The organism is Vibrio sp. 10N.261.45.E2 (assembly GCF_002875705.1).
Classification (GTDB): domain Bacteria; phylum Pseudomonadota; class Gammaproteobacteria; order Enterobacterales; family Vibrionaceae; genus Vibrio.
Genome location: NZ_MCZZ01000025.1, coordinates 50,718 through 77,146, shown reverse-complemented (window position 1 = coordinate 77,146; position 26,429 = coordinate 50,718). Strand labels below are relative to the sequence as shown.

Sequence of the window (26,429 nt, the reverse complement as noted above, 5' to 3'; positions counted from 1 at the left end):
ATTTGACCCTAAATTGGTCGTATCGGTGGTCACTTTGTGCCCGTTGAACTCGCCCATTAATCAAATATAGCGACACACCATTTTTAGCATTACTACTCAATCAGTTGGTTGTGGTTGCGGCTAGTCATCGCTCGTGTTCGCAAAACATTAGTTGTACCAATCGTAGTAAATAACAGGTCACCCTAGCGGGTTAAAATGCTCGGTCACTGCTTTTCTCCGGCGCTATTTTTGAGCACGTGTTTACGATGATTGGTAAAAAGAAGAGATCTTGACTGTGAAAAAATGCATTCCAAGAAAACAAATTAACCACTACTCAAAGTGGAAATACGTGGTGCTTATCGCCACCATTATCATCATGATTCTGAGTGCTCTACCTTCTTGGTTTGGTGAGAATGCATCGGTTCAAATCAGCAATCGTTCTGAACAGACAATCGACGCCACTCAAATTACTCAATATCTTGCGAGCGAAGGCATCCAAGCAAAATCTGCATTTCAAAAAGACAAACGTTTAGTCGTGATCTTAGAAGACGCTGAACAACAAGCGAAAGCCAAAGAGGTGCTGAATGAGCGCCTATTGGATAACGCGACGGTTGCGCTAGCGATGGAACCAGCAGCACCCAAATGGCTGACTGACATGGGCTTCGCGCCGATTCAACTAGGCCTTGATTTGCGTGGTGGTGTGCAGTTCTTATTAGAAGTGGACATGGAACCGGTTTATCACGCGCAAGCTCAAGCGATGGTCGACGAGATCACCAGCGAAGTGCGTTATGCCCGCGGTAAAGTGGTGAACAACCAAGTTCAGTTTGATTTCCGTACCGACGCCGATTTCGAAAAAGCACAGAAGCTGATTCGTCAAGAGTTCCCACAATGGCTACGTAACCGCTCCGACAAGTCGCTAACGTTAACTCAGTCTGAAGAAGAACAAAGAACGCTACGCAACCTTACGGTTCAACAAAACCTGCAAATCATGCGCAGCCGCATTGAAGAGCTCGGCATCACTGAAGCATCGATTCAACGCCAAGGTGAAAGCCGTATTCGTATCGAATTGCCGGGTGTACAAGACCCTGCAGCTGCGAAAGACGTGATTGGTGCTACTGCTTCATTGGCGTTCTATTCGGTGTACGACAATGCAACTCGCAATACTCAAACACTGAAAGATTCAGATGGCAACCGTGTCGTTGTTGCTCGCAAAGCCGTGTTGAGTGGTGAACACATTATCGATGCTCGCAGCGGTATTGGTGAGATGGGCAGCGCAGAAGTAAACATTACCCTAGATTCTTCTGGTGGTAAGAAGATGTCTGAGTTCTCACGTCATAACATTGGTAAGCCAATGGCAACGGTGTACAGCGAATACAGCCGTGATAGAGCGGGTAACAGCAAGCAAGACAGTGAAGTGATTAGTGTGGCAAACATTCAGTCTCAACTGGGTAGCCGTTTCAGAATCACGGGTGCTGGCAGCTTGGCTGACGCGCAAGAGCTTGCGTTACTGCTGCGTGCGGGGTCATTGACCGCGCCAGTGACCATCATTGAAGAACGTACTATTGGCCCGTCTCTGGGTGCAGAAAACGTAACCAACGGCTTTGCTGCTCTGGCGCTTGGCCTTGGTCTTACTCTGACGTTTATGGCGCTATGGTATCGCCGCTTAGGTTGGGTCGCGAACTGTGCATTGGTTGTGAACATGACCACATTGTTTGGTTTGATTGCGTTACTACCGGGTGCGGTATTAACTCTGCCGGGTATTGCGGGTTTAGTTCTGACGGTCGGTATGGCGGTGGACACCAACGTGCTTATCTTTGAGCGCATTAGAGACAAGATGAAAGAAGGACGCAGCTTTGCTAGCTCTATCGATCGTGGTTTCGATAGCGCATTCTCGTCTATTTTTGATGCTAACGTCACCACCATGATTGTTGCTGTGGCTCTATATACCATCGGTAATGGGCCGATTCAGGGCTTCGCTCTGACACTGGGCTTAGGTCTTCTAACCAGTATGTTTACGGGCATTTTTGCTTCACGAGCAATCATCAATTTGGTTTGGGGGCGTGACCAACGCCACGATGTAAGGATTTAAGCATGAGTACTTCAAAAATGATTAATTCAAACAGCAATATTTCAGACCGCTATATTACAGATAGCAATATGACTCGCCTTCGTAAGGTGATGTCTATGATCTCTATTGTGCTGTTCATGAGCTCAGTGATGCTGGTGGCAGTGAAAGGCTTTAACTGGGGTTTGGACTTTACAGGCGGTGTGGTTGCCGAAGTTCAGCTCTCCGATCAGGTAACTAAAGACGCGTTAAAAACAAAACTCGATACAGCTTTCCAACAAGACGTGCAAGTGGTTGGTATGGCAGAGCAGGATCGTTGGACGATTCGTTACAGCCAACTTACCGATACCCCACAACCGAATTTAGTGGATGCTTTGACGACGGTCAGCGACCAAGTAAAAGTGCTCAACAGCAGTGTGGTTGGCCCTCAAGTAGGGCAAGACATGGTTGACCAAGGTGGCTTGGCGGTATTGGTGTGTTTCTTGATGATCATGCTGTACCTGAGTGTACGATTTGAGTGGCGTTTGGCTCTGGGCGCACTCGCTGCGATCATCTATGACGTGACGCTCATCTTGGGCTTGTTCGCTTTTACTCAGTTTGAGTTCAACCTGACGGTATTGGCGGCCGTATTAGCGATTCTCGGTTACTCATTGAATGACTCGATCATCATCGCCGACCGTGTGCGTGAAATGCTGCGTGGCAATCCAAACGGTGAAACAGACAACCTTCTTAACGAATCGGTTAAAGCGACCTTCTCACGCACCATGGTGACTTCAGGAACAACGCTAATTACCGTATCAGCGCTTTGGCTACTTGGTGGTGCTGCGCTGCAAGGTTTCGCTATTGCACTCGTTGTCGGCATTGTCAGCGGTACGTGGTCTTCTGTTTCTGTCGGTATCACACTGCCTAAGTTACTTGGCTTACAGCCTTGTCACTACCAAGTGAAAGCGCCAGTAGAAGTTGAGGGTGAGTACCCTTAGTCAAGCTAAGCTAGCTTATGTACGGAAGGCCGATTTACTTACGCTATTAACCGAAATCAATAATAAAAGCCCTTGAACTCACTTAACCCCCTAAGTAAGTTCAGGGGCTTTATTTTTATATAAGAGTCAACTGGTTACAGAAAAGAGAGCCTATTTCAAAAAACGATGGATTCAGCAGGCAAGCACTCATGATATGAAGTATGTTTAGATGACGTTAGTAGAAATGAGGCAAGGGAATGGAATATCGACATCAATGTCATGTAGGCGACCATGGTGATGCGCTAAAGCATCCAGTATTGAGTGCACTGGTTCAGTCATTAATGCAGCAGCATTCACGCCTCAATGTTATCGACACGCACTCAGGTACAGGGTGTTATGACCTCACCACCGCACCAAGCAATCACGCAGGGGAGTTTGCAGAAGGGGTCGGGTACTTGTGGCGAAATAAGGCTTATCTTCCTCCGGCGTTCGCTTCTTTTATGTCGGTTCTTGAATACTACAATCCGAATCAACTTATCTCTTTGTATCCGGGTTCTGCCGCCATCACTTACCAACAAGGTCGCAGCCAAGATAGCTTCTATTTTTCAGACATTCAGCAAGATGAAGCTGATTTACTGCAAACCAATATTGAGAAGTTACAATGTAACCTAGATATTTCGAGCAAGCTTACGATTAGCGCCGGTGATGGGCTTAAGGCGTTACCTGATGACGTAGCTAAACATGACAACCACCATCTGATTGTTATCGACCCACCCTATGAAACTGATTCTGAATACCTCGCGGTGATTGATGCCTTGGTTAAGGCGTATCAGCAATCTGAGAAGGTATCTGCACTAATTTGGTACCCACTTTACACGGACGACAAGAGCTCACTGATTCTGAACCACTGCGTGACCGCAGTGAAAGATGGATTGCTACCAAGTCCGATTAAGTCGGAGCTTCGCCTTCGAGATCCTAAAGGTGATGATCGCCTAATCGGTAGTGGTTTGTTGTTATTTAATCCACCACAAGGCATTGCTGGAACGGTGGCTGACACTCTGGATTACTTACACAGTCAACTCGCGACCAATGGCGAAGGGTATTGGCAAATGAGAAGCCTATAGATCTGATTTTTATGGGATTTGTGATAATTTTCGAGATGTAGATCGCTAAATCATTTCAATCTGTATGGTTTAAATTGACCAAACTCTAACTTTTATCGATTGATTAATTGCAGTGAATCATTTAAAAATAGAATATCAATGCGCACAAGTGCATAATGGCTCATAAGTTAAATAATTAATCTTAAGATTAAACTAGATTGTGGTTTACCCCCTAAACTGCATAAGGCTCGCACTAGTCATGCGAGCCTTTCTTTTGCCTGTCGGAAATGTTTCTAGTGGTTAGAAACCATCATCTCCTCCAAATTCGCTACAACGCTGGGTAATCGATATAGCCTTTTTCGTTGCCGCCGAACAGAGTGGCGCCATCAAGATCGGATAACTCACTGCCGTTTTGTAGGCGTGAAACTAGATCTGGGTTAGCAACGAATGGGCGACCGAATGCGACGAGATCGGCGTAGCCTTTACTCAATACTTCTTCGGCACGTTCTGGTGTGTAGCTGCCAGCAACGATGATGGTGTTAGAGAACAACTCTCTTAGCTCTACACGGAAGCTTTCAGGTATCACAGGCGCGTCATCCCAATCGGCTTCTGATAGGTGCAGATAAGCGATGTTACGAGCTTGCAGTTCCTTTGACGCTTCTAAAATCGTTGGCACGATGTCTGGGCAGTTCATGTCTTTGAAGGTGATGAATGGGGCCAAACGTACGCCCACTTTGTCAGCACCAATCGCTTCAATTACCGCATCCACGACTTCAATTAGAAAGCGAAGTCGGTTCTCACGATTGCCACCATAGTTGTCGGTGCGCTTATTTGAATTGGTTCTTAGGAATTGATCGATGAGGTAGCCATTACCACCGTGGATTTCCACTCCGTTGAACCCTGCCTCGACGGCTTTCTTCGCTGAGTTAGCAAAATCTTGAACAACACGATTGATGTCTGCTTGGTTCATCTCTCTTGGTTGGATGCAATCCACCATGTTGCCGTTTCCGTTCTCATCAGAGATCCAAACCTGCGTTTCTATTGGCGCTAATGCTGAAGGTGCAATCGGCAACTCGCCTTTTTGAAAGGTAGGGTGAGACACGCGACCCACGTGCCATAGTTGGCAGAATATCGCGGCACCTTGTGCTTTGGCTGCTGTTGTTACTGATTTCCAACCTTCGATTTGCGCATCGGTATAAACGCCGGGTGTGAATGAGTACCCTTGGGAGTCATCTGAAATCTGTGTGGCTTCAGTGATGATTAGCCCTGCACTTGCTCGTTGTTGGTAATAAGTCGCCATCATGTCGTTTGGCACATTGCCAGGTTGGCTAGTGCGAGCGCGAGTCATGGGTGCCATAACCACGCGGTTTTGCAGCTCTAGGCCTTTCAGTTCTGATGTTTCGAATAATTTGTTCATGGTGTCTACCTTTATGAATTTTTAGTGCAGTGCCAATTCCAGTTTGATAATGAATTGGCACTTTGAAGTTACGGAGTTCTTAAATTATTTAGCTTCTGTTGGTGCAAATATTGAGTTGCTTTGTGGTTTTTCAGCTTTGTTGGCTTTCGCGATAAGCAGTAAACCAATAACAGGGACAACAACGGCTGCGAATGGAATCATTCCTGCACCTAGCTGGCTGTCGAGTACCATGCCGCCAAGGAACCCACCGAAGGCATTGGCTAAGTTAAACGCTGAGATATTCGCGGTTGCTGCTAGCTCTTGCCCTTCGCCACCGTGGTTCATTACTCGAAGCTGCATGGCAGGAACGTTCGCAAATGATGCAATACCAAAGACAAATGCAGCGGCAACGAAGAGGATTTTGTTGTCTACCACTAGGCCAACCACCACCAATGACACGATCATTGCGACAGCCCAAAACATTGAAGCTTTGCCTAGGTTTTTATCTGAAGAGCGTCCGCCCAAGGTGTTACCGATGATTAAGCCAACACCCACTATCACTAAGATCCAAGTTACGGATTCTTGACTGTAACCTGTGATGTGCATGGCGATTGGCGCAAGGTAGCCGTAAAGCGTCATGAAGCCAGACCAAGCAAAAGCGGTGATCGCTAAGCTGATCAGTAACATTGGATTTTTGAACGCTAGAAGCTGAGTTTTGATGTCTTTCGCTTCACTGTGACCGGCCGATTTAATCGAAGTCAAAATGGCAAGCATCGCGATAGTGCCAAGTGCTGCCACGGTAAAGAAAGTGGTGTGCCAGCCGAATTGCAAGCTGACCCATGTACCAGCTGGAACGCCAAGAACGTTAGCGAGTGTTAAGCCTGCGAACATTTGGCCAACGGCACGACCTGCCATTTTTTCAGACACTAAGTTGGTTGCGACAACTGCACCTATGCCATAGAAAGGACCTTGAACCAAGCCTGCGATAACGCGACTTGCCAGCAGCAATGGGTAGCTTGGCGCTAAGGCCGACAACACGTTACCGATGATGAACAGTGCCATTAAGCCAATCAGCACGATCTTCTTATTAAAGCGAGCAAGATAGATGGTTAAGATCGGGCCACCGATAACGATAGCCAACGCGTAGGCACTGATTAGGTATCCGGCTTGACCTTCGGTGATCGAAAGTGATGTCGCAATTTGTGGAAGGATGCCTGCGATAACAAACTCAGCCGTGCCGATTGCAAACGCTGCGAGTGTCAGTATCCAAACTTGGAATGGCATCTTTTCTTTATGGGCGGTTTCTTGTTTCATGACGATGTACCTATATTCAAATTTTGGTAGCACAGGGCGCGATGTTGGGCGCTCTCGTTTTAATGTTTATTACTGTTTCTGATGGGCTTAGCTATGAGGGCTTAATTGAGTAGAGCGCCGCCGTCGATATCGATGATTGACCCTGTGACGTATGGGTTATTTATCGCGAACAGGTAACCCATGGCTATCTCTGAAGGCTCGCCAACCTTGCCTGCGGGTAGGTTGTTTTTGGCGTTGTCGTACATGCTTGCACGAGCGGAATCGTCCATGTTCTTATACGCTTCTGTCATGGTTAAGCCGGGGCTCACTGAGTTGACTCGAATCGGTGACAGTTCTTTGGCAAGCACTTTTGTGACGCTTTCTAGCGCGGCGTTAATCGCGGTTTTAACGTAAGTGCCAGCAACGACTTTGCGTGACAACATGCCAGTGGTGAAAGTGATTGAGCCATTTGATGTCATGTAACGCGCAGCATGTTTCGCAACGTTTAGGCTTCCCCAAAACTTGGTGTCAAAGGCTGCTTTTGCATCTTCAACGGCAACATCTGTGACTTTGCCTGCGGGAGCGTATGACCCCGCGGTTATCACCAAGTGATCAAACACGCCAATCGATTCGAAGTATTCACAAATCGACTTTTCATCGGTGATATCAACGCCTGTGTGTCGGCTGGCAATATGTACTGTGTTGTCTTCGTTTCTCAATTGCATCGCCAATGCTTTGCCGATACCTGATGTGCCACCAATGATGACGAAAGTACGTTTCTCTTGTTTTGAATGCTCAATTTGCATATTCCGAATTCCTGCGTTGTTCTGCTGATGGTTGTCATTATATTTGTTCGACTAAATTTGATAATTGACTAAAATATGAATTCATTATTCGGTTAATATGAATAATGTGGCTGGGTATTCAAATCGAGCATTAAGATCGAGCAGTAAGACGAAGGGGCGGAAGCGCGAAGAGTATGGATAAGTTTTCAGACATGGCTATGTTCGTCAGTATTGTGAAGCACCATGGTTTAGCGGCGGCAGGGCGCGAACTGGGTCTCTCCCCTGCAACCATGACAGCAAGGCTGCAGGCGCTGGAAGAACGATATGGTGTGAAGTTGTTGAATAGAAGCACGCGTCATGTGTCTTTGACCGATTCGGGGGAGCTGTACCACAAGGCGTGTCTGGAGATATTAGATAACGTCAGTGAAGCTGAAAACCTGATTCAAAATGGTGTCAAAGAGGTTAAAGGCCCCCTAAAAATAGCGGCGCCGAAGGATATCGGTAAGCAGTACATTCTTCCGATCCTGTCTGAATTTTGTCAGCAATACCCCGATGTTATCCCTTACTTATATTTGGACGATCACTTATCGAATATTGCCGAATCGGGTTTGGACATTGTGATCCGCTATGGAGACTTAGTGGACAGTAGCCTTATCTCCAGACGCTTATCGCCAAGCCGACGAGTGTTGTGTGCCTCACCGGAATATCTTGCCAAGCATGGGACGCCTTTAAAGCCACAAGACTTAGCAGAACATGACTGTTTGGCCATGCTCCGCAGCAATGAAGAACTCAAAACTTGGCACTTCCAAGATCATGATATGAAGAAGGCTGTCACGGTCGTACCTAAGCGGTTCTCGGATGATGGCGAAGTGATTCGATACTGGGCATTAAAAGGCGAGGGTATTGCGCTTAAATCAGTGTTGGATGTGCAAGACGATATCAATAACCAACGCCTCGTGACGTTACTTAACGGCTACATGAAGAACTTCAATACCGCGATGTCGGTGTCCAGTGCCGATTTGAATGTGGTGTACATCAGCAAGAAGTATCAGCCAAAACGTATCCGGTTGTTTCTGGACTTTCTGTTCGAAAGGTTTAGTGGCTTGATCGAGAAACCTGGCAGAGATTAATTATTGTTAATCTATTGGAAATCAAACCTCAATGCAGGTGGATTTATATTGTCATTGAAGCGTTATTGATGAAATAAAGCTTTGTTATCAATTTACCAATTTACCAATTTATCAAGTTACCGAATTGCCGTTTACCCCCTAAACGGCATCTGGCTCGCATTAGTCACGCGAGCCTTTCTTTTTTCTGACGATAAATATTTTGTTTGCGATAAAATTTATCTTCGATAAAGAGGGCTACCAGTGAAAATATTAATCATCGAAGATGACACCACCACCAGAGAATTTATTGCCAAAGGCCTTGAAGAGCATGGCTATGCGGACGACCAAGCGGAAGATGGCAAGAAAGGCTTGATGATGGCGTTGAGCTCTGAATATCAACTGGTTGTTCTTGATCGCATGCTGCCTTACTTGGATGGTATGAAGGTGCTTTCTGCCATTAAAGCCACAGAAGAAAACTTACCGGTTTTGATTTTAAGTGCCATGGACAGTGTGGAAGATCGCGTGAATGGCCTACAAGCGGGAAGTGATGATTATCTGATAAAGCCTTTTGCGCTCGCCGAGCTTATCGCAAGGGTTGATATCATTATCAATCGAACTAAACGTCAAAGCTCTAGCGATAACGGCCTCGCGTACGATTGCCTAAAAATAGATTTACGAGCACACCGTGTGATGTGCATGAATCAAGAACTTCAACTTCAGCCTAAAGAGTTTCAACTGATTCAGTATTTCGTGGAGCACAGCGAGCAAGTGGTATCAAGAATGCGCTTGTTTGAAGCGATTTGGAGTTACCACTTCGATCCGAAAACCAATGTCATCGATGTTCATGTTGCGAACCTGAGAAGGAAGCTTGACGAAGCTGGATGCCCGGATCTACTTCATACGGTGAGAGGGGCAGGTTATGTCCTTCGTCGATGATTACTCCCTCACTCGTTCCTCGGTATTTAAAACCTTAGTTGGGTTGTTTGTGTTGGTGACGGTGATTAATGTCATCGTGATTAGGCAGGTATACAAAGACTCCGATGCTTTTCATCGAGAACAATTGGTCAAGCAACTGCAAGATGAATCTTCTGAATTTAGCTATGTCGCCAAACAGAGCAAAGCCGATGTTGAGAAGCTACTGGCCGCTAAACAGACCTCTGACACCAACTTTTACTATCATTTGGTAGAACGCTCAAATACCCCTGCCACTGTTTCTATTTACCCCGTGAGTTCTGTCGTATCAGAGACGGCTGATATTCCAGTCGGAAATACGCATCGTCTTGTTATCGGTATTGACCAAAGAGCGGTAGAAGAATACCGCAACACCCTGATTCCCATCGTCTTCTCTGGAATAGTATTACCGATCGCTGTGATGTTGATTGCGGCTCTGTTTTTCACAGTACTAATCTTAAAGCGCTTGGAAAGAGTCAACCAAGCGATGAATCGAGTGCTGTGTGGCGAACAACGCGTAAAAATTCCAGTATCTAAGCAAGATGATGAGTTCGATATTTTGGCGATCCATCTCAATTTCATGATTGAGCAGATGGCCAAAAATGAAGAGTCTTTAAAATCATTAACGGTCGGTATGGCACATGACATGCGCACTCCTATGGCTCGACTGAAATTGCGATTGGAAGAGGTGCTTTCAGACCCAACGCTGACCGAAGCACATCAAGACCAGTTTTCTGCTTGTCACGACGAGCTTGAGCTTATCTTATCTCTGTTTAATAGCATGTTAGAGATCACCAAGTTAAATAGCGGCCAAACACCGATCGCCACAGAGCGCGTGGGCCTTGGGAAAATAGCCCAAGATGCCATCGAATTTATTAGCCCCATCGCTGAGATGAAACAGCAAAAATTGGTTTGTCGTTTAGACCAAGAGTGCGAAGTATCGGGTGATAAAAGCCTACTGTTCAGGGCTGTTTTCAACTTGGTTGAAAATGCAGTGAAGTACACGCCTGAAAAGGGAGAAATTGAAGTGGTGGTTGATTATTTTGGTGTCACGGTGGCAGACAATGGGATTGGAATTTCAGACAGCGATAAGATGAATGTTTGTCGCCCTATGTTCCGTGCTGACAAAAGCCGCACTGAGCTTGGCAATGGCCTAGGGTTATCTCTGGTTGATGCGGTAGTAAAGCGTCACCATGCTCATCTTATCTTAAGAGACAACACCCCCGGATTAAGAGCGCGCCTCTATTTTGAGCGTTAACCTTAGTGAATGTTTGTAGGAGGCTAAAGATATAACCACATTATCTTCAGAATCACGACGTGTAATGTCTGTTGTATCAGCATCATTAACGACACTATCCAAAACAGCCTTGAGGCTATCTTTAACTTCAGTAAAAGATACTATTCTCATAAGAACCTCCACATGTACGAAATCAGAGGAGACGTGACGAAGAAAGAGACGAAAAAATGGCTAACTGATTGATAAGATTGCTATCGCAACCTTATTTTGGCCTCGCTCGCTTTGAGAAAATCGCTCAAAGCGATGTGCCCTTCAAATCCGATCGTACAATTTACTTAATAAAGTGACTTCGGGCTTGTTCAACACTTGGGATTTAGTGTTGGCTACGCAACACCTTAATCCTTATTTGTTATATGTGTGTTACTTGGCAGTGCATTTCCCGTAGTACTGAGATGGAATAAGGTCACCACCAAAGCCAACTGTGTTTCGACTATGCACTGTATCCATTGTATTTGTAATCGTAGTGACCATCACATTCCCTGCTCCAGTAGCTTCCAAAAATGACACATGGTCATTTCCAGGAACCTTTACCACCTCATTACTACCATTGTTCCCCAGCACATATACTTTGTCGGCATCGGGATCAATCAGATATCTAAGGATGAAATCATTCTTTGTCACATGGATACCCTCTGGGTCTGCATACTTCTTATATACACATTCTAAGGTACTGGTAGAAGCAATGGCTGAACTGGAGACAAAACAGAAAACGATGAAAAGTAAACTATTGAATTTCATGAAAAACCTATTTTATAAGATGTTTTCCGAGGAATTTTACTCTCATTTGTTTCACAGTTTGTGATGTGTGCTGCAAAGAACATTGAACTCCTTATCAAAACCGCCGAGTGTAACGCGTCACCTTGATGTTTTTGTTATGTAAATTTCTAAATAGTACTCATGCCCTCTCGTATGTGAGCAGGAATATGATCCACCCACTCGATGCTTTTCGTCGACTCGTTATAGCGAACAAGTATTGTAGATGAAGGCAAAATTGTTAATAACTCTATGCCAATATCAATTTCCGCAACAATGTCGTCATTGTAGTCTTTGAGAAAGTCTAGGTAGGCATGAACAATTTTGTTGTAGTCGACTTGTGCAGAGTATTTGGGAATTAAAAGTTTAAATCTACGTCCCATATTTGCTTCAGAGTAGATTGAGAACCCGGAAGAGTACGGATTGTCACTATTAATTTTGCCTTCACTTCCTATAAGAACTGGCTCGATTCTTGGTTTCTTTATTGTTGTAGTACACAACTCTGCTAGCTTACTTTTAGCAACTTGGTATAGGTCTTTACCTGCCTCGTTTAAAAAACCAGCAGATATACCGGCAATTATCGCTGTTGGTATTAACCATTCGTTACATGCATATAGTCCAGGATCACGTCTAGAATGAACGGACGCTTGAATACCATGAGCATTTAAATCTGCTGCGAATTCATCAAAGTACTGGTCTTTTAAGGACTCAATATGAAACAAATAAACGCCTTCCGGAAACTTCATCATTGATCCATTTGTATAATGTACTGTAAAGGTGTAACAACGCAATACCGAAGCTACCGCATACCACCTCAAACACTAAACGCAATGCATAGTAAAAATGCCAAGCGTTGAGAATCACTCTTAAATGCTTGTTAGGTGAGTTGTTGCACAATGCTTACATCCACGGAAAATGTAGAAAACGCACCACGCCCGGTATCTAGGTCACCATTGTGAGCATAGTTTTTGCTCCAACTCTCAATCTGATCTAAATACCTCTGTCTAGCGTCCTTTAATAAAGAAAGTTCTGAGTCTAGAAAGCAAGATTCGATACACATAAATGCCTGTTCGTTAGTTCGAAATGGCTGACACAACCCAAACGAACTCCAAGCAACTAACAATGACCACATTCGGATGAGTAGAGATAACTCGCGGTCTACTTCATCCCACTTAACAACAGGACTCGCTTCATTATGAGCTATTAGCTTATTTCTAAACCGTAGAACCGAGGAATTATCATTTGTGAATCGCCCTCGACTTCGGTGCATTTCTTGATTTATGTAATCTACTTCAGCCCGTGTACATGCTCCATCATCGAGCATGATAGGGGATACATCATCCCATAGTTTTCGTAATGAATTATCACGAGAGTCTTTACTGATTAGTTTCCCAATTATTGTAAATACACCGTACACTGAACCTAGGTACCACTGAGCAAGAAATCCACTTTCTCTAAATAGCTGACCTTTAGTTTCGACAGTTTGAAAAGCGAATTGAGTCGCTCTCCATTCAACCACTTCTAAAATAAGATCATCGATGCCTTGAGGGAAATTACCATTTTTGAAATCGTCACTGCTCTTCCATAACTCAAGTTTCTCAACTTCACTTTTCCACAACTCTTTCGAGCAATCATCTTTAGCTTTATCCGCCATACCTTGGAAATAGCCAATCGAAGAATTGATTTCCTCGAGTGTTTCAGCTTTATTCGTCAATTTAACAACGTGTTCTTTTGCTTCACTAACATCTTTAAATATCATATTAAGCCTTAAATACTCACCTAACATTTTAATATCGCGCAAGCACGAATCTATCCGCTTAACATATCAAGATTATTGCTTATAACCAACTGAATGCTATGCACATAATCTATAGTCGTCCTAAATTTTAAGTGAGTAACCGTGCAAGCACACATTACCGCCTACAAAAAAAGCCAAAGCGAATCGCTTTGGCCTGAGTGTTGTAATGTGCACAGTAACGTGTGCAGTACTTTAGTGGTGCTGGGTTTAACTCGGAAGTGGGACCGATGTTAGGTCTTGGCTTTCAGGAATCTGCTTCATTGCGTGCGCAATTTCTTCTGCTTCTGTCCCGATGATGACTTGTAGGTTGTTTGAACCAATCTTAACAACGCCCATTGCGCCAATCGCTTTGAGTGTTGCTTCTTCAACAAGGCTGATGTCTTCAAGTGTTAGGCGTAATCGTGTGATGCATGAATCGATACTGGTTAGGTTTGCATGTCCACCAAGCGCTTTTAAATATTGAGCGGCTTTTTCATTCGATGACGCTTGGTTTACTTCTGCGATTTCAGCATCTTCGCGGCCTGGTGTTTTTAAATCGAATTTTAGGATAGCGAATCGGAAAATTGAGTAGTAAATCGCAGCAAAACATAAACCCTGGAGTACAAGCATGTATGGTTTAACGGCGAGTGGTAGGTTGTAAGACAACACGAAATCAATCAAACCACCACTGAAGGTGAAGCCTGCGATCCACTGCATGCTTGCTGCAAGGTAAAGTGAGATAGCGGCCAAGAACGCATGAATAACGTAAAGCACCGGTGCCACAAACATGAAGGCGAATTCAATGGGTTCTGTTACGCCCGTTAAGATAGCGGTTAGTGCTGAAGCACCTAGAATACCGCCAACTTTCTTTTTGTTTTCTGGTTTTGCACAGTGGTACATCGCTAAACAAGCGGCAGGTAATCCATAACCCATTACTGGGAAGAAACCACCTTGATAGATACCCGTCACGCCGAGCTCACCCGTACCTGACCAGAACTTCGAAATATCGTTAATACCGACTAAATCAAAGATGAATACTTGGTTTAAAGCATGGTGCAAACCGACAGGAATTAGAAGTCGGTTAAAGAAGCCATAAAGCCCAGCTCCCACCGCACCCATTTCAGAAATTGCGATACCAAAGTTAACAAGTGCACCATAAACAACAGGCCACACATAAACCATGACCAAGCTGATACCGATGGCGGCGATTGACGTCACTATCGGGACGAATCGTTTACCACCAAAGAAACCAAGAACGGCGGGCAGCTTAATGGTGTGGAAGCGGTTATAAAGTGAGGCTGCAACTATACCCATCACGATACCAGTAAAGGCACTGACAGCTGCTTTTGATGCGATAAGCTCAGGTGCACCCATGTCAGCAACAGGCACGCCTGTAATTTGTGAAATAACATTCACATCACCGACAATCATCTCAATGATCAACAGACCCAATAGGCCGGAGAGTGCTGCGGCACCGTTGTTATCTTTTGCTAAACCATAAGCGACACCAACGGCAAATAACCACGCTTGGTTATCCATGATGCCTTTACCGCCATAAACCAAAATGGTTGCCAGCGGGCTGTTGGCTCCCCAGCCTGTTGGGTCAATGGCATAACCTAATCCCAGCATTAAACCACCGGCTGGCAGCACCGCGATCGGTACCATCAGTGCTTTACCTATTTTTTGTAAGTATCCGAGTATATTCACTGTTCATTCTCTCTATATTTCGATTAATACTGGGAGCTTACTTGCACAAGAATTAAGGGCGGATTGTGCTTAGATTAACGATTATTAATGTAGGGCGATGTTGTTGAAATACTGAGAATTGTTAATGACTTTGTCGATCAGTTGATTGTGCTGGAAGTGCTAAATTTAAAGCTTCATTCCGGACAACGTAAATGGTTCTCGTTAAAATAGTTCGAATACAAGGACGTGATTGGAGAGAAAAATGAAAGTAGTCGGTAACACGGTTATCCAACCTTTTCACAAGGCAAGCTGTCACTGCGGTGCGGTGGAATTAGAACTCAGCCTACCTAACGGAATAGAAAAGCCGCGCCGTTGTGATTGCTCTATCTGTCGTCGCAAAGGTGCGATAGTGGGCTCTGTGGCGCTGGACGGCATTAAGATCATCAAAGGCGAAGAGCACCTCAAGCTTTATCAATTCAATACCAACACCGCTAAGCATTACTTCTGCTCGAACTGCGGAATTTATACTCACCATCAACGCCGTTCTAGCCCAAACGAATATGGTTTTAACATCGGCTGTTTGGAAGGAGTAAACCCGTTTGATATTGGTGATGTGGTGACCAATGATGGCGTTAATCATCCTGCTGACCGTTAAGTCGTTACACAATATAAAAGGAATTAATTATGTCTGAATATGGAGCGGTCATTCGCTGGCAAAAAGCGTACGATGAGGTTTTTAGCGATAACCAATACAGTCGCGGTCATACGTGGGAATTTGATGGCGGAGTTACTGTGCCTGCTTCATCTTCTCCTCATGTGGTGCCACTGCCGTTTTCGGTGGCTGAGAATGTTGATCCAGAAGAAGCCTTTATCGCGGCACTTTCTAGCTGCCACATGCTGACTTTTTTGGGCATTGCGGCTCAGCAGAAGTACGTGATCGACTCTTATGTCGATGATGCGATTGGTGTGCTGGAAGAAGATGAATCTGGCCGCTCGTCTGTCACTAAGGTCACTCTGCGACCTGAGATTGTATTTTTAGGTTCGAAAGTACCAACGACTAAACAACTTGAAAAACTTCATCATTTAGCGCATAAAAACTGCTTTATAGCGAACTCCGTAAAAACGGAAATCGTGATCGAAATTCGTTAAATTAGTGGCCTATGTTTTCTGTTCCTTTAAATAGCTTTGTTCACCGAGTTCCAGATAAAACAATCATTGTGCAATATGCGGGGGCGTGTGGTTGTCAGCTAAAACGTATTCGCCGTTCTCGAAATTGGTTACTCATTGGAGAAGAACAGCAGCTTTTAGAGTTAAAAGAACACTTATCAGATGAGGCTCATCAGTGGATAGTCATCGCAATCGACAAAGTATTGCCTAAACCTGTGGTGTGTTTGGCTTCGCTGTTGGCGGCAACACCCTCAATGACGGTCGCTCAGTTAGTGATGGAGTCTGGGTGTTCAATGGCAGAAGCCAGACGTGCCATTGATGAACATGAAGGGCTGTAGGCGTATTTGAACTGTGTGAAAAGAGAATCGCGAGCAGCAAAAAGCCCGTAACGATATTGCGCTGAAAAACGTAATATCGTTACGGGCTTTATCATCTGTGCTTGTGCTGCTGTTAAGCTAAGCCATGCGGCTCACAAAGCGTTTACTCGATTAAGAGTTAGCTACTTTTACACGAATCGTGTTTTTGCCAAGCTTAGTCATGTTTAGCTTGTTCAGTGCTGCTTTAGCTTCTTCTTGCTCTGGCATTTCAACAAAAGCAAAGCCTTTTGAGTCGCCAGTCTCTTGGTCTAAAACTAGGCTGCACTCTTTTACTGAACCGAACTCAGAAAATAGTACACGGATGTCTTGCTCAGAAGTAGAGCGCGATAGGTTACGAACTAGAAGTTTCATAATAAACCTTGAATATGAATTTACGCTGAGTATTGTCGCACACTTTTGTACTCACTCAGACATAATAATTTAAGAGCACGCTTGCCTAGGTTTTCTAAGCAGAACTAGCGCTTTTGAGTAATCATAAGTGATTATTCGTCGTCGAACTGTTTGATCGTGAACGCGTCTTCGATTCGGTTAAGCTCTTCTTGTTCTTTAACTCGCTTCTCTTCTTGGAGAGTCGCCTTCATTTCGTTTAAACGTTTCTTCTCTGACTTAGTCAGGAATTTTACAGCTTTTTTGTTGGTCAGTGCGTAAGCAACTACGTCTTCACCTTTTTCTCTGCGGTCGTTTACGCGTTGTGAGAAACGTTCATTGTCGCGAGCTTTACGCTCCGCTGAGGTCAACTTGCTCATGCTTTAAAGCCTTTTCAATTATTCATGGTAGGGAATCTACGCTTAGCGAAACAAATGGGGACTGCTTATTGAGAGTCTAGCCCATTTGTATGCTGGTGGCGCATCTTAGCATAGAGGCTTGGTCATGCAGGCATGCTATTCGAGGGATTAAACAAAACAGCCCACAATTTTCATTGTGGGCTGTTTTGTCGTGGAATTGTTTGAGTTGAAGGCCGTCGTCTTTGAAACTGAGAACCAGAAATGGCGGTTAAATCAAATCTTCTCTATGTATAAGATGACCTCTCCGACTTTAAAGCCGAACTTGGACATTTCCGTTTTGTTGAACAATCGTTTGTCGTCAATCAAGAACATCCAATCGTCGAGCACCACTTCATAGGTGCTGCCGTCCACTTCAATCTCTAGGTCATATTTCCAATAGAGGGCAGATCCTTGAGTTTCGCCGTAAGCCGTACCTACGACATCATTGGCGGTGCCAGAGTAGGTGTTTTCACCCGTTTTAATTAGATTCCAAATGCGGGTAGAGCGCTCGCCATCAGCAAAAGAGAACCACTCTTTTATCTCTCCGTTGTTGCCGTCCCACGTCGCGATGAGTTTAACATCAAAGCGGCGCAGTAGATTACCAGAGCGATCGAGTACCATGCCGTAAGCCATTAGCTCACCATCAAAGAAGGATTCAAGCTTGAGCTCTGGCGTTGTGTCTACGTGGCTGTCTAAACTTGCAGAGCCACACCCGACTAGCCAAGTCAGTGAAAAGAGTGCCAAAGCAAATTTGGTTATTGTTGTTTTTGGGTTCATTTATTCAGACCTAGAAGTTGTTTACGAAGACCGGGCTCGGAGGTGTTTTCAGATAACCAAATTGCAAGGAAAGCATCACCAAAGTTCTTGTCTTGAATAGTGCCAATGGGTTGTTCATCGAAGTAGAAACGACTCACGTTGTCTTCTGCAACGCGGATGGTAAGTGTGCTTCCTTCTTCAACGTTAGGCCACATTGCATACAAGGGTTTTAACCAACGTTGGATGTTGCTGTTGGAGTAACCGAGTTTGTTCCACTGATCTTCAGTGGCATCCACAAGGTCTTCGCTATCTATCGCTCGGTAATATTCAATCTTTAACGCTCGCTCAGAGCCGCTGGGAGCGGTATAGAACTCGGCAGAATAGAGGGTCCAAAACAGGTAACTCATTTCACCCTCTCCGCGCTTGCTCAAATCATCGACGGCAGAGGCTTTGACGTGTCCGGAAAATAGCAGCACAGCAAAAATTAACGAGAGAGTGATAAAGCTTAGAAGTGTGTTTTTTGCTTGCTGATGAGCGCGAGCATTAACGCTCTCAGATTTGAGCGCCTGTGTCGGGTTGCGTGGATAAGCCATAAGTCACCTCGTTATTGCCATTTTCGGTTGTATTAGGTTGGAGTAGGCGGCCACCAGTAGGGGCAACAAAATTCCCCAACTTATTGCAAGGGCAGCGACTACCGATGCATCTGGCCAAGTAGTGAGAAGGGCGCCCGCTTTGATGCCTCCCCAATAACTACTAGTACCTGCTACGAACCCTATGACAAACAAGATCACTTTCGAGCATTTTAAAAGCCAATTTAGGCTGTGGTTAAAACTGATTAAGAACATGATCCACAGGCAGATAAGCCACACAGGGAACCACGATTGATTAGCGATTTCAGAGTCGACGGCAAACACGCCGAAGTGGAGTAAGAGGCTATCAAGCAATAACCCCAACGGTAATAGTATGAGTATCTTTAGATCGCTACTGCGAGTAGGGGAGAGAAAGAAGTGAACGGCCACAAGCAGTGGCGCCACGAACGGGGCTTGCGCGGTAAAGAATGCGCTGCAAACCCAGGTCGCTTGAAACAGAACGAGATTAATAATCCAAAACCGTTTCATCTTTTGCTCCAAAGTAACGAGGTTTTCTAGCAACTAGGTGGTGAGTGCTGATCACTCGCTCTTTGAATGCGCCTTCACAGTAGCAGAAGTAGAAGATCCATAAGCGCTTGAACTCTTCTGAATAGCCTAATGATTCGAGCTCTTCCCAGCTGTTTTCGAAGGCGACATTCCAGTCGTTGAGTGTGCGAGCGTAGTGCAGGCCTATGTCATCAATTTCTTGGACCACAAGGTCTGTGCTAGTCGCGAGATGCTGGGTCATCACTGAAACTGAAGGTAAACAGCCGCCAGGAAAGATGTATTTTTGAATAAAATCGACGCCTTTACGGTATTTGTCGTAACGACTGTCGGCGATGGTGATCGCTTGAATCAACATTTTTCCCGAAGGCTTTAATAATGAAGAACACTTTTCAAAGAAGGTCTCTAGATATTCATGTCCGACCGCTTCTATCATTTCGATAGAGACCAGTTTGTCATACTCGCCAGAGAGGTTTCGATAATCCTCTTTGAGGAGGGTGATTTTGTCGGTTAAGCCGAGTGCTCTTACTCTCTCTTCTGCGAGAGCGTGTTGAGCATCTGAAATAGTAGTTGTCGTCACTTTGCATCCGTAATGCTGAGCCATAAATATGGCCAGGCCACCCCACCCAGTACCTATCTCAACCACACTATCTGATTCAGACAGCTCTAAGCGTTCGCAAATCGTTCTCATCTTGTTCTGCTGAGCTTTGGATAGGGTTTCTGCTTCTTCACTGTAGATTGCTGACGAGTATTGCATTGAGCTGTCTAGGAAACGCTCATACAGCTCATTGCCGATATCGTAGTGAGCAAGAATATTTCGTTTAGAGCCTTGTTCGGTATTGGCATTTTTACGACGTAACAACAGATTTTTGATGCGAGAAATCCATTGCGTCTTATCATCAAGCTCATCCAATTGAGCTTGGTTTCGAGCCATGATTTGAATCACGCGCGTCAGATTTGGGCTGGTCCATTTACCATCGATGTACGCTTCAGATGCGCCGATACTGCCGTTGATGACGACATCTCTAAAAAAGGTCGCGTCATGAATCACGATTCGACCTTTCAAGTTTGCTTCTCGATCGCCGAACACAGAATGCTGGTCGCGCTCAATGATCTCAAGCGTCGCGAATTGCAGGCTTTCTAAAACCTTGAAGATTAAAGCTCGATATTTACAGTTGCTTGAAACAGCAACGGCTTTAGCTTGTTGTTCAATGTTGTTGTTTTGTTTGGCAAGCTGTTCCATGTAAACCTCGCTGATAACTCATTCTAATATTTTGTGCCAACTAAGCTGAGTTTTGCTCCTTGGTTGGAGCGAACCCAAGCTTCAATTGAGTTCTATTATCTAATTGCTGTGAAGGCGCTTAAGACGTTGAGTCTGGATGCGCCACAAACGGTACTTTTTTCAGGAATAATTTGAGAGCCTGATAATAAATTCCCATCACGACTTTTATCGTCATCGCCGGAATCTTAAATACCGTTCGTCTAATGTTTGTCTTAGTTACTGACTGTTTCGTCAGAGCCAGTGTCGCATCGAAAAGCTTGTCGTCTCGGCGGCTTTCGATATGGACTAACGTACTTTTCGCTGGTGGCTTGATCTTCCAAAAATAAGTCATGTTCAAGTCCATGAACGGCGAAACGTGAAACTCTTTTTTAACTTTCAACTCTTGGTGCATGTCGATGAGGTAGTAATGTCTTTGTCGCCAAGGTGTGTTGCTCACTTCAGCCAACATGTACTTACAATCCCCAGTTTCGTCGTAACAGAAGAAACAGTTGATTGGGCTAAAATAGATGCCTAAACATCGGCATTGAGCCAGCATCGTCACGTGGTTTGAATCAGACCAAACCCCACCAAGTTCCTGCACTTTGGAAGCTATACGTTGCTTAAGTGATTTTGGTTCATCTGTGGTGACATTTTCTTTTTTTTCAGCGAGATAATCCGATTCGACAAAGCGAATCGGGTTGTACCATCGAGTTCCGAACAGCGCACTACGCGATGTGGTTTGGGGCAGTTCATCAAGATCGAGCCCCATCATATAAAGCTGATAACTGAATTCATGCGTGATGTCGCCAAAACGGCGATGTCTGACGTTACCCCAATAAATACCACTGAGCTCTTCACTCTTTTCGGATGCGATCTCCATATCGGGTGCTAGGGTTTGGCTGTTCATAGCGCTGAACTCGTACTCAAATCTAAACCGAAGCGCTTGGTCACATCGAGTGCACTGTGGACACCGTCTTCATGGAACCCGTTGTACCAATACGCGCCTGCAAAGTGAGTCTGGTTTTTGCCACAAATTTGCTCGCGCTTGTGCTGAGCTTCAACGGTGTTCGAGTTAAGAACGGGGTGATGATAAACGAAGCTGCGAATGATTTTTTCTGGATCAATGGCTTCACTTTGATTCAAGGTGACACAGAAGGTGTCTTGGCTTTCGATACCTTGCAGAATGTTCATGTTGTAAGTGACACACGCTGGTCGTTTACTGTCGCCATCTAACATGTAGTTCCAGCTTGCCCATGCCAGTTTCCTGTCTGGTAATAAGCGGGTATCGGTATGCAGAACCACTTCATTACGGCTGTATGGGATTTCGCCCAGCACCTGCTGCTCTTGTTCTGTCGCGTCGCCTAGAAGACGTAATGCTTGGTCTGAGTGACAGGCAAATACCACTTCGTCGAAGTTTTGTGTGCTGCCATCTTCAAATTCAATCGTGACGCCCGTTTCTTGGCGAGTTACCTGTTTAATTGATGTGTTCAGTGCAACAGGCTTACTCAAGCGTGAAAGGATGATTTCAACATAAGAACGAGAACCTTTTGGAATCACGTACCACTGTGGGCGATTCGCAATATCTAGAAGCCCATGGTTGTAGAAGAATTGGATGAAAAATTTGAGTTCGAATTTTTCCATATCTTCAAGGCTTGTTGACCAAATAGCCGCGCCCATCGGTAAGATGTAGTGCTGGCTAAAAAAGTCTGAGAACTGATTGTCGCGTAAGAAATTGCCAAGGGTAACATCCGGTGTGAATTCATTGCTTTCAAACTGGGCTTTGCAGAGCTTGTTGAACTTCAGAATGTCAGAAATCAAAGACCAAAACTGAGGTTTGAAAACATTGCTACGTTGTGCAAACAATGAATTGATGCTGTGGCCGTTGTACTCAAACTTGGTGGTGGTGTTATGAACGCTGAAACTCATCTCAGTGGGTTGCCTTTCAACCCCCAGCTGTTCGAGTAGCTGATTGAAATTTGGATAGGTTCGATCGTTGAACACGATAAAACCGGTGTCGATAGAAAAAGCCGAGCCTTGATGTTCAATATCAACGGTGGCGGTGTGTCCCCCGACATAATCATTCTTTTCGAATACCGTTACGTCGTGGTGTTTATCTAATATGTGCGCGCAAGTGAGTCCAGAGATGCCTGAACCAATAATGGCGATTTTCTTCATTGTTATACCATCCTTGAAGCGAGTTTTTGCCAAACTGAAGTTGGAAGCATTCTTAGTAGCTTCATCAACATGATGAATCGTCTTGGGAAATCGATTTCACTCTTTCCTTGAGCGATACCATTTACGATTCGCTGAGTTGCGGCCTCACTACTAATAATCATAGGCATAGAGAACGTATTTCGCTCGGTTAATGGCGTTTCAACAAAGCCTGGGTGCACAATTGAGACGTGAATGTTGTGATCGGCTAAGTCGACCGCCAGTGTTCTGCCTAAATAGGTGAGGGCTGCTTTTGAAGCGCCATAAGCTTCTGCTCTTGGTAGAGGTAAAAAACTGGCGCTGGAACTGACTAAAACCAAGCGACCGCCGGGTTTGATGTTTTTTAACCAAGCCTTAAGGGCATAGCCAGTTGAAATTAGGTTGATGTTGATAACGCGCTCGAAAAGTTCGGCATCGAAATTTAGTGGGTCGTCGATGTATTCGCAATCTCCCGCGTTCAAGATCAGCAGGTCGAGTGACTGGCTTTCATCCAGTTCTGGAAAATTGTTGTAATCCGTTAAGTCGAAGCAGAGCGGTGTAATCGATGAGTCCGCAATGTCCGTCTCGTGCGAATCGACTAGGGCTTGCAGTTTGTCTTGGTTTCGACCGCAGGCAATGACCTGATGCCCTTGCTGAGCGTAATCTTTCGCGAGGGCTTGGCCGATACCTGAGGTCGCGCCTGTGATCATAATACGCATTATCGGCTCGCTCTCTTTTTGATGGACTTAATTGCACAGCCTAACACTGGAATATGTTCGTACAACATGGAGCCGACATCGAGGTAGTCCCTGTGATAGATGACCTGACTGTCAAGCATCTTGATATGGCTGTGTCCTTGTACTTCGATTGGCTTTTGACCGTTCAATTGCTTGTGAGCGAATTGCATTGTCCAATAGACAGAAGCCTCGTTGTTCACTTCAAAGGTGTGTTCGATGTGGAAGTAGCAGCTCGTTACCTGTGTATAGAGATTTTCGAAGTAGTGAGTCAGCGCCACAATACCGCTGACATGATGCAGCGGATCTTGGAATTCAATATCAGGGTGATAAACCGTCTTAAGCACGTCGAAATTGTCAGTTCCGAGTTCTCGATACATGTTGAGAAAGTTATCAAGCCATAGAGAGTTATCCATAATATTCACTCTAATTATTTGAAGAAGGCTAAGGCTCTCAATCGTGCTTCTTTGTGCTCAACGATGGGTTGCCAGTATTCGCTGTCTATTCCGTTTTTAGCGATAAAGTCATGTGGAAAATGTACATGCTTATCCGGTATATTTTGCAGCTCTGGTATGTACTTACGAATAAAAATTCCTTTTGGATCAAACTTTTCACTCTGAGTGATGGGATTGAAAATTCGGAAGTAAGGTTGAGCATCACAGCCAGTACTTGAAGCCCACTGCCAGCCACCATTGTTGGCACTAAAATCACCGTCGATCAGGTGCGACATAAAGAAACGCTCGCCCCAGCGCCAGTCAATAAGCAGGTGCTTGGTCAAGAAGCTTGCCACCACCATTCTTAGCCTGTTGTGCATCCAGCCTGTCTCAACGAGCTGACGCATGGCTGCATCAACCAATGGGTACCCTGTTTTTCCTTCGCACCAAGCTTTGAAGCTAGGGTGATCGTGATACCAATCTAAACCATTGTATTTCTGCTGAAAGTTCGCACCTTTGACCAACTTAGGGTGGTGGAACATCAAGTGCTTATAAAAATCTCGCCAAATCAGTTCATTGAGCCAAGAAAAGGCTGGCAGTTGTGTGTCAAATAACAGGTCGGGCTGTTGCTGAATCAGTTGAATTGCTAACCAACGTGGACTCACAGCACCAATAGCCAAATAAGGCGACAGTCCGGATGTTCCTTTAACAGAGGGAATGTCTCTCAGTCGCGCGTAATCGTTGACCTTACTCCCTAGGAAGTTGGGAATCACGTTACTCAGGACATCTTGGCTCAGTGGCCAACGGCTTGAATCAACTTGAGGGAAGTCGAAATCATAGTCAGCGGAGATTTTTAAGGACTTTAAATCGTCTGGAAGCTGTTCTTGTGAACGTTCAGTCGGTACAACTGGAGCTGGACTGCAGATGATGCCTTTCATCTGTACTTCTTTTAGCCACGCGTTCTTAAATGGCGTAAAGACTTTAAACATCTCACCTTGTTTGTTGAGAACACTACCTAATGGAAGCATTACATCACAATCACTAATCAGAAGATTGAGGCCACTCGATATCAGTTTTTGATCGCGAGCTTGCTCATCGACCTCTGGCTCTGAGTTGGCGTAGACGCATTTGCTACCAAGCTGCTGACACAAGTCGGTCAGCTGTTTGGATTGGTCGTCAAAATCGGTAGCTTTGAGGTGCAGCAGAGTGATACCGAATTCCGCGAGTTGGGATTCGAGTTGCTTTAGATGGCGATGAATGAAATCGGCTTTGATTGGTGCTAGGTGATGCAGCTTCCATTGCTGTGGGGTTGAAATAAAAACAGCGGTCGATACGCCGTTTTCAATCGCTGCGACGAGCGCTGGGTTATCGTGAATCCTCAGGTCTCGTCGTATCCATAAAATGTCGCTCAATATCCGTATCTCAATTTAAGTTCTTGTGGGTGAGGGTTCAGGTAAACCTGAGATTCCAAGTACTCGTTTGGGTACTCCATTAGATAGTGGTTGATCAGTGTCAGCGGCACTAGTAACGGAATTACGCCCTCTCTGAATGCAGCAATCTGGTTGGTAAGCTCTTGTTTGTGAGCACTACTCAGCTGCTTCTTAAAGTAACCTTGCAAGTGGTGCAGGGTATTTGCGTGACTGCCTCGATTGGCATGATGTGACAATGCAGTCATCAAGCCTTCGATGTACTGAGTGGCCAATTCGTCGATTTCAAGATCATTCCCGCCTAGAAGCTTACCCAGACTCTTGTAACCTTCGACGTGATGGCACATTACTAGATATTTGTGAGCACTGTGGAACTGAATCAGCTTGTGCTTAGTAATACCTTCATCGACCAGATCGAGCCACTTTTGGTAGGTAAACACTCGTGTCATGAAGTTTTCACGCAGAATAGGGTCGTTTAGGCGACCATTCTCTTCAACAGGTAGTAACGGGTTACCGTCCATAACTTGTTGTGTGAACATGCCTACGCCTGTCGATTCAGAACCACGGCCATGGTGGTGGTACACCTTCACGCGCTCCATACCGCAGGTCGGACTTTTCTGACACACGATAAAACCTGCAATATGTTGATTGTTTTTTGAATAAGTTTGGCCAAACTCAATCAACTCGTTGGTCACGTCCCCTGATCCATCAGGGCGAGAAACGTGGATGATGTCGTCAAGCATTCTCGTTTGACGAATTGTCGGTCGAGGTGTCGGTAAGCCAACCGCCATTTCTGGGCACACTGGCTCTAGTTCGACGTAATCTGCTAGGTCTTCCGTACAAAAACGAGATCGCTTATGCCCTGTATCGAATCGAACCTTATGACCAGCGACACATGCGCTAATGCCTATTTTTATTTTTTTATCCATTGGTCCATTCCTTTCGCTTTTGTGCTCAGTGCTATTTTTATTGTATGTGGCTTGTTGCCTATCTTATATAGAATACTGTAGTCCAAAAAGTTTTGCCTTTCCTA

The 26,429-nt window shown here is 45.0% G+C and carries 28 protein-coding genes and 1 pseudogene; 9 read left to right on the top strand and 20 right to left on the bottom strand.

The genetic code is table 11. The features are described 5' to 3' along the window. Positions 1–268: 268 nt before the first annotated feature. The 3 genes from secD (at position 269) to rlmJ (ending at position 4,127) form a co-directional block, all read left to right on the top strand. Positions 269–2,068 (top strand): protein translocase subunit SecD, encoded by a 1,800-nt coding sequence (gene secD, locus BCT34_RS01605; RefSeq protein WP_083702825.1) that lies wholly within the window; start codon positions 269–271, stop codon positions 2,066–2,068. Positions 2,069–2,070: 2 nt separating this feature from the next. Next, a complete protein-coding gene (secF, locus tag BCT34_RS01600) occupies positions 2,071–3,024 on the top strand; it encodes a protein translocase subunit SecF (protein ID WP_076654146.1) in 954 nt (317 codons plus the stop codon). 236 nt (positions 3,025–3,260) lie between these two features. Further along, positions 3,261–4,127: a 23S rRNA (adenine(2030)-N(6))-methyltransferase RlmJ gene (gene rlmJ, locus BCT34_RS01595; RefSeq protein WP_017077084.1), complete on the top strand. Its 867-nt coding sequence runs from the start codon at positions 3,261–3,263 to the stop codon at positions 4,125–4,127. Positions 4,128–4,434: 307 nt separating this feature from the next. Here the strand turns inward: rlmJ and BCT34_RS01590 are convergent, their stop codons facing one another. From BCT34_RS01590 to BCT34_RS01580, 3 genes are all read right to left on the bottom strand, one after another. Further along, positions 4,435–5,523, bottom strand: a complete 1,089-nt coding sequence (locus BCT34_RS01590) for an alkene reductase (protein ID WP_076654144.1) — start codon at positions 5,521–5,523, stop codon at positions 4,435–4,437. Between the two features lie 84 nt (positions 5,524–5,607). Further along, positions 5,608–6,816 carry an MFS transporter gene (locus BCT34_RS01585; RefSeq protein ID WP_076654142.1) on the bottom strand — a complete coding sequence of 403 codons (1,209 nt, stop codon included), beginning with the start codon at positions 6,814–6,816 and terminating at the stop codon, positions 5,608–5,610. 101 nt (positions 6,817–6,917) lie between these two features. Continuing rightward, on the bottom strand, positions 6,918–7,601 hold the full coding sequence (locus tag BCT34_RS01580; protein WP_076654140.1) for an SDR family oxidoreductase: 684 nt from the start codon (positions 7,599–7,601) through the stop codon (positions 6,918–6,920). 173 nt (positions 7,602–7,774) lie between these two features. Here BCT34_RS01580 and BCT34_RS01575 point away from each other — a divergent pair, with 173 nt between their 5' ends. The 3 genes from BCT34_RS01575 (at position 7,775) to BCT34_RS01565 (ending at position 10,898) form a co-directional block, all read left to right on the top strand. Beyond that, a complete protein-coding gene (locus BCT34_RS01575) occupies positions 7,775–8,710 on the top strand; it encodes a LysR family transcriptional regulator (protein WP_076654138.1) in 936 nt (311 codons plus the stop codon). Between the two features lie 240 nt (positions 8,711–8,950). Next, on the top strand, positions 8,951–9,625 hold the full coding sequence (locus BCT34_RS01570; RefSeq protein WP_076654136.1) for a response regulator transcription factor: 675 nt from the start codon (positions 8,951–8,953) through the stop codon (positions 9,623–9,625). Next, positions 9,609–10,898: a HAMP domain-containing sensor histidine kinase gene (locus BCT34_RS01565; protein WP_076654134.1), complete on the top strand. Its 1,290-nt coding sequence runs from the start codon at positions 9,609–9,611 to the stop codon at positions 10,896–10,898. The genes BCT34_RS01570 and BCT34_RS01565 overlap by 17 nt, the downstream gene beginning before the upstream one ends. 24 nt (positions 10,899–10,922) lie before the next feature. Here the strand turns inward: BCT34_RS01565 and BCT34_RS01560 are convergent. From BCT34_RS01560 to nagE, 5 genes and pseudogenes are all read right to left on the bottom strand, one after another. Next, positions 10,923–11,048: pseudogene (locus BCT34_RS01560) on the bottom strand (type II toxin-antitoxin system prevent-host-death family antitoxin); the annotation flags it as partial. Positions 11,049–11,297: 249 nt separating this feature from the next. Continuing rightward, the gene (locus BCT34_RS01555; RefSeq protein ID WP_076654132.1) at positions 11,298–11,675 is read right to left on the bottom strand and encodes a hypothetical protein; all 378 of its coding nucleotides are present in this window, start codon (positions 11,673–11,675) and stop codon (positions 11,298–11,300) included. Between the two features lie 146 nt (positions 11,676–11,821). After that, the gene (locus BCT34_RS01550; RefSeq protein WP_131828411.1) at positions 11,822–12,436 is read right to left on the bottom strand and encodes a hypothetical protein; all 615 of its coding nucleotides are present in this window, start codon (positions 12,434–12,436) and stop codon (positions 11,822–11,824) included. A 131-nt stretch (positions 12,437–12,567) separates the two neighbouring features. Next, complete coding sequence (locus BCT34_RS01540) at positions 12,568–13,491, bottom strand: hypothetical protein (protein ID WP_131828410.1); 924 nt, start codon at positions 13,489–13,491, stop codon at positions 12,568–12,570. 204 nt (positions 13,492–13,695) lie between these two features. After that, positions 13,696–15,174 carry an N-acetylglucosamine-specific PTS transporter subunit IIBC gene (nagE, locus tag BCT34_RS01535; RefSeq protein ID WP_076654126.1) on the bottom strand — a complete coding sequence of 493 codons (1,479 nt, stop codon included), beginning with the start codon at positions 15,172–15,174 and terminating at the stop codon, positions 13,696–13,698. A 241-nt stretch (positions 15,175–15,415) separates the two neighbouring features. On the opposite strand from nagE, the gene BCT34_RS01530 reads away from it, so the two are divergent. Genes BCT34_RS01530 through BCT34_RS01520 form a run of 3 tightly spaced genes read left to right on the top strand, consistent with a single transcriptional unit; the run spans position 15,416 to position 16,658 of the window. Further along, positions 15,416–15,808 carry a GFA family protein gene (locus BCT34_RS01530; protein ID WP_076654124.1) on the top strand — a complete coding sequence of 131 codons (393 nt, stop codon included), beginning with the start codon at positions 15,416–15,418 and terminating at the stop codon, positions 15,806–15,808. A gap of 29 nt (positions 15,809–15,837) precedes the next feature. Next, positions 15,838–16,302 (top strand): OsmC family protein, encoded by a 465-nt coding sequence (locus tag BCT34_RS01525; RefSeq protein WP_076654122.1) that lies wholly within the window; start codon positions 15,838–15,840, stop codon positions 16,300–16,302. Between the two features lie 11 nt (positions 16,303–16,313). Next, positions 16,314–16,658: a ribosome recycling factor family protein gene (locus BCT34_RS01520; RefSeq protein ID WP_076654121.1), complete on the top strand. Its 345-nt coding sequence runs from the start codon at positions 16,314–16,316 to the stop codon at positions 16,656–16,658. Positions 16,659–16,808: 150 nt separating this feature from the next. On the opposite strand, the gene BCT34_RS01515 is transcribed toward BCT34_RS01520, so the two are convergent. The 12 genes from BCT34_RS01515 to BCT34_RS01460 all read right to left on the bottom strand — a co-directional run bounded on the left by BCT34_RS01515 (position 16,809) and on the right by BCT34_RS01460 (position 26,325). Next, positions 16,809–17,048, bottom strand: a complete 240-nt coding sequence (locus tag BCT34_RS01515) for an RNA-binding protein (RefSeq protein ID WP_076654119.1) — start codon at positions 17,046–17,048, stop codon at positions 16,809–16,811. Positions 17,049–17,179: 131 nt separating this feature from the next. After that, entirely contained in the window at positions 17,180–17,443 is a 264-nt protein-coding gene (locus BCT34_RS01510) for a DNA polymerase III subunit epsilon (protein ID WP_076654117.1), read from the bottom strand. Between the two features lie 252 nt (positions 17,444–17,695). After that, positions 17,696–18,238 (bottom strand): DUF3833 domain-containing protein, encoded by a 543-nt coding sequence (locus BCT34_RS01505; RefSeq protein WP_076654115.1) that lies wholly within the window; start codon positions 18,236–18,238, stop codon positions 17,696–17,698. Further along, on the bottom strand, positions 18,235–18,810 hold the full coding sequence (locus BCT34_RS01500; RefSeq protein ID WP_076654114.1) for a chalcone isomerase family protein: 576 nt from the start codon (positions 18,808–18,810) through the stop codon (positions 18,235–18,237). Before BCT34_RS01500 ends, BCT34_RS01505 begins: the two co-directional genes overlap by 4 nt. Positions 18,811–18,813: 3 nt before the next feature. After that, complete coding sequence (locus tag BCT34_RS01495; protein ID WP_076654113.1) at positions 18,814–19,335, bottom strand: DUF2878 domain-containing protein; 522 nt, start codon at positions 19,333–19,335, stop codon at positions 18,814–18,816. Beyond that, entirely contained in the window at positions 19,313–20,593 is a 1,281-nt protein-coding gene (locus BCT34_RS01490; protein ID WP_076654111.1) for a cyclopropane-fatty-acyl-phospholipid synthase family protein, read from the bottom strand. The genes BCT34_RS01495 and BCT34_RS01490 overlap by 23 nt, the downstream gene beginning before the upstream one ends. Before the next feature lie 118 nt (positions 20,594–20,711). Next, positions 20,712–21,518 (bottom strand): DUF1365 domain-containing protein, encoded by an 807-nt coding sequence (locus BCT34_RS01485; protein ID WP_076654109.1) that lies wholly within the window; start codon positions 21,516–21,518, stop codon positions 20,712–20,714. Beyond that, on the bottom strand, positions 21,515–22,786 hold the full coding sequence (locus tag BCT34_RS01480; protein ID WP_076654106.1) for an FAD-dependent oxidoreductase: 1,272 nt from the start codon (positions 22,784–22,786) through the stop codon (positions 21,515–21,517). Before BCT34_RS01480 ends, BCT34_RS01485 begins: the two co-directional genes overlap by 4 nt. Before the next feature lie 2 nt (positions 22,787–22,788). Beyond that, positions 22,789–23,520, bottom strand: coding sequence for an SDR family NAD(P)-dependent oxidoreductase (locus tag BCT34_RS01475; protein ID WP_076654104.1), 732 nt, complete (start codon positions 23,518–23,520; stop codon positions 22,789–22,791). Continuing rightward, positions 23,520–23,951: a nuclear transport factor 2 family protein gene (locus tag BCT34_RS01470; protein ID WP_076654102.1), complete on the bottom strand. Its 432-nt coding sequence runs from the start codon at positions 23,949–23,951 to the stop codon at positions 23,520–23,522. The genes BCT34_RS01475 and BCT34_RS01470 overlap by 1 nt, the downstream gene beginning before the upstream one ends. Positions 23,952–23,965: 14 nt before the next feature. After that, entirely contained in the window at positions 23,966–25,381 is a 1,416-nt protein-coding gene (gene phrB, locus BCT34_RS01465) for a deoxyribodipyrimidine photo-lyase (protein ID WP_076654100.1), read from the bottom strand. Continuing rightward, entirely contained in the window at positions 25,378–26,325 is a 948-nt protein-coding gene (locus BCT34_RS01460; protein WP_076654098.1) for a DUF523 and DUF1722 domain-containing protein, read from the bottom strand. Before BCT34_RS01460 ends, phrB begins: the two co-directional genes overlap by 4 nt. Positions 26,326–26,429: the final 104 nt, after the last annotated feature.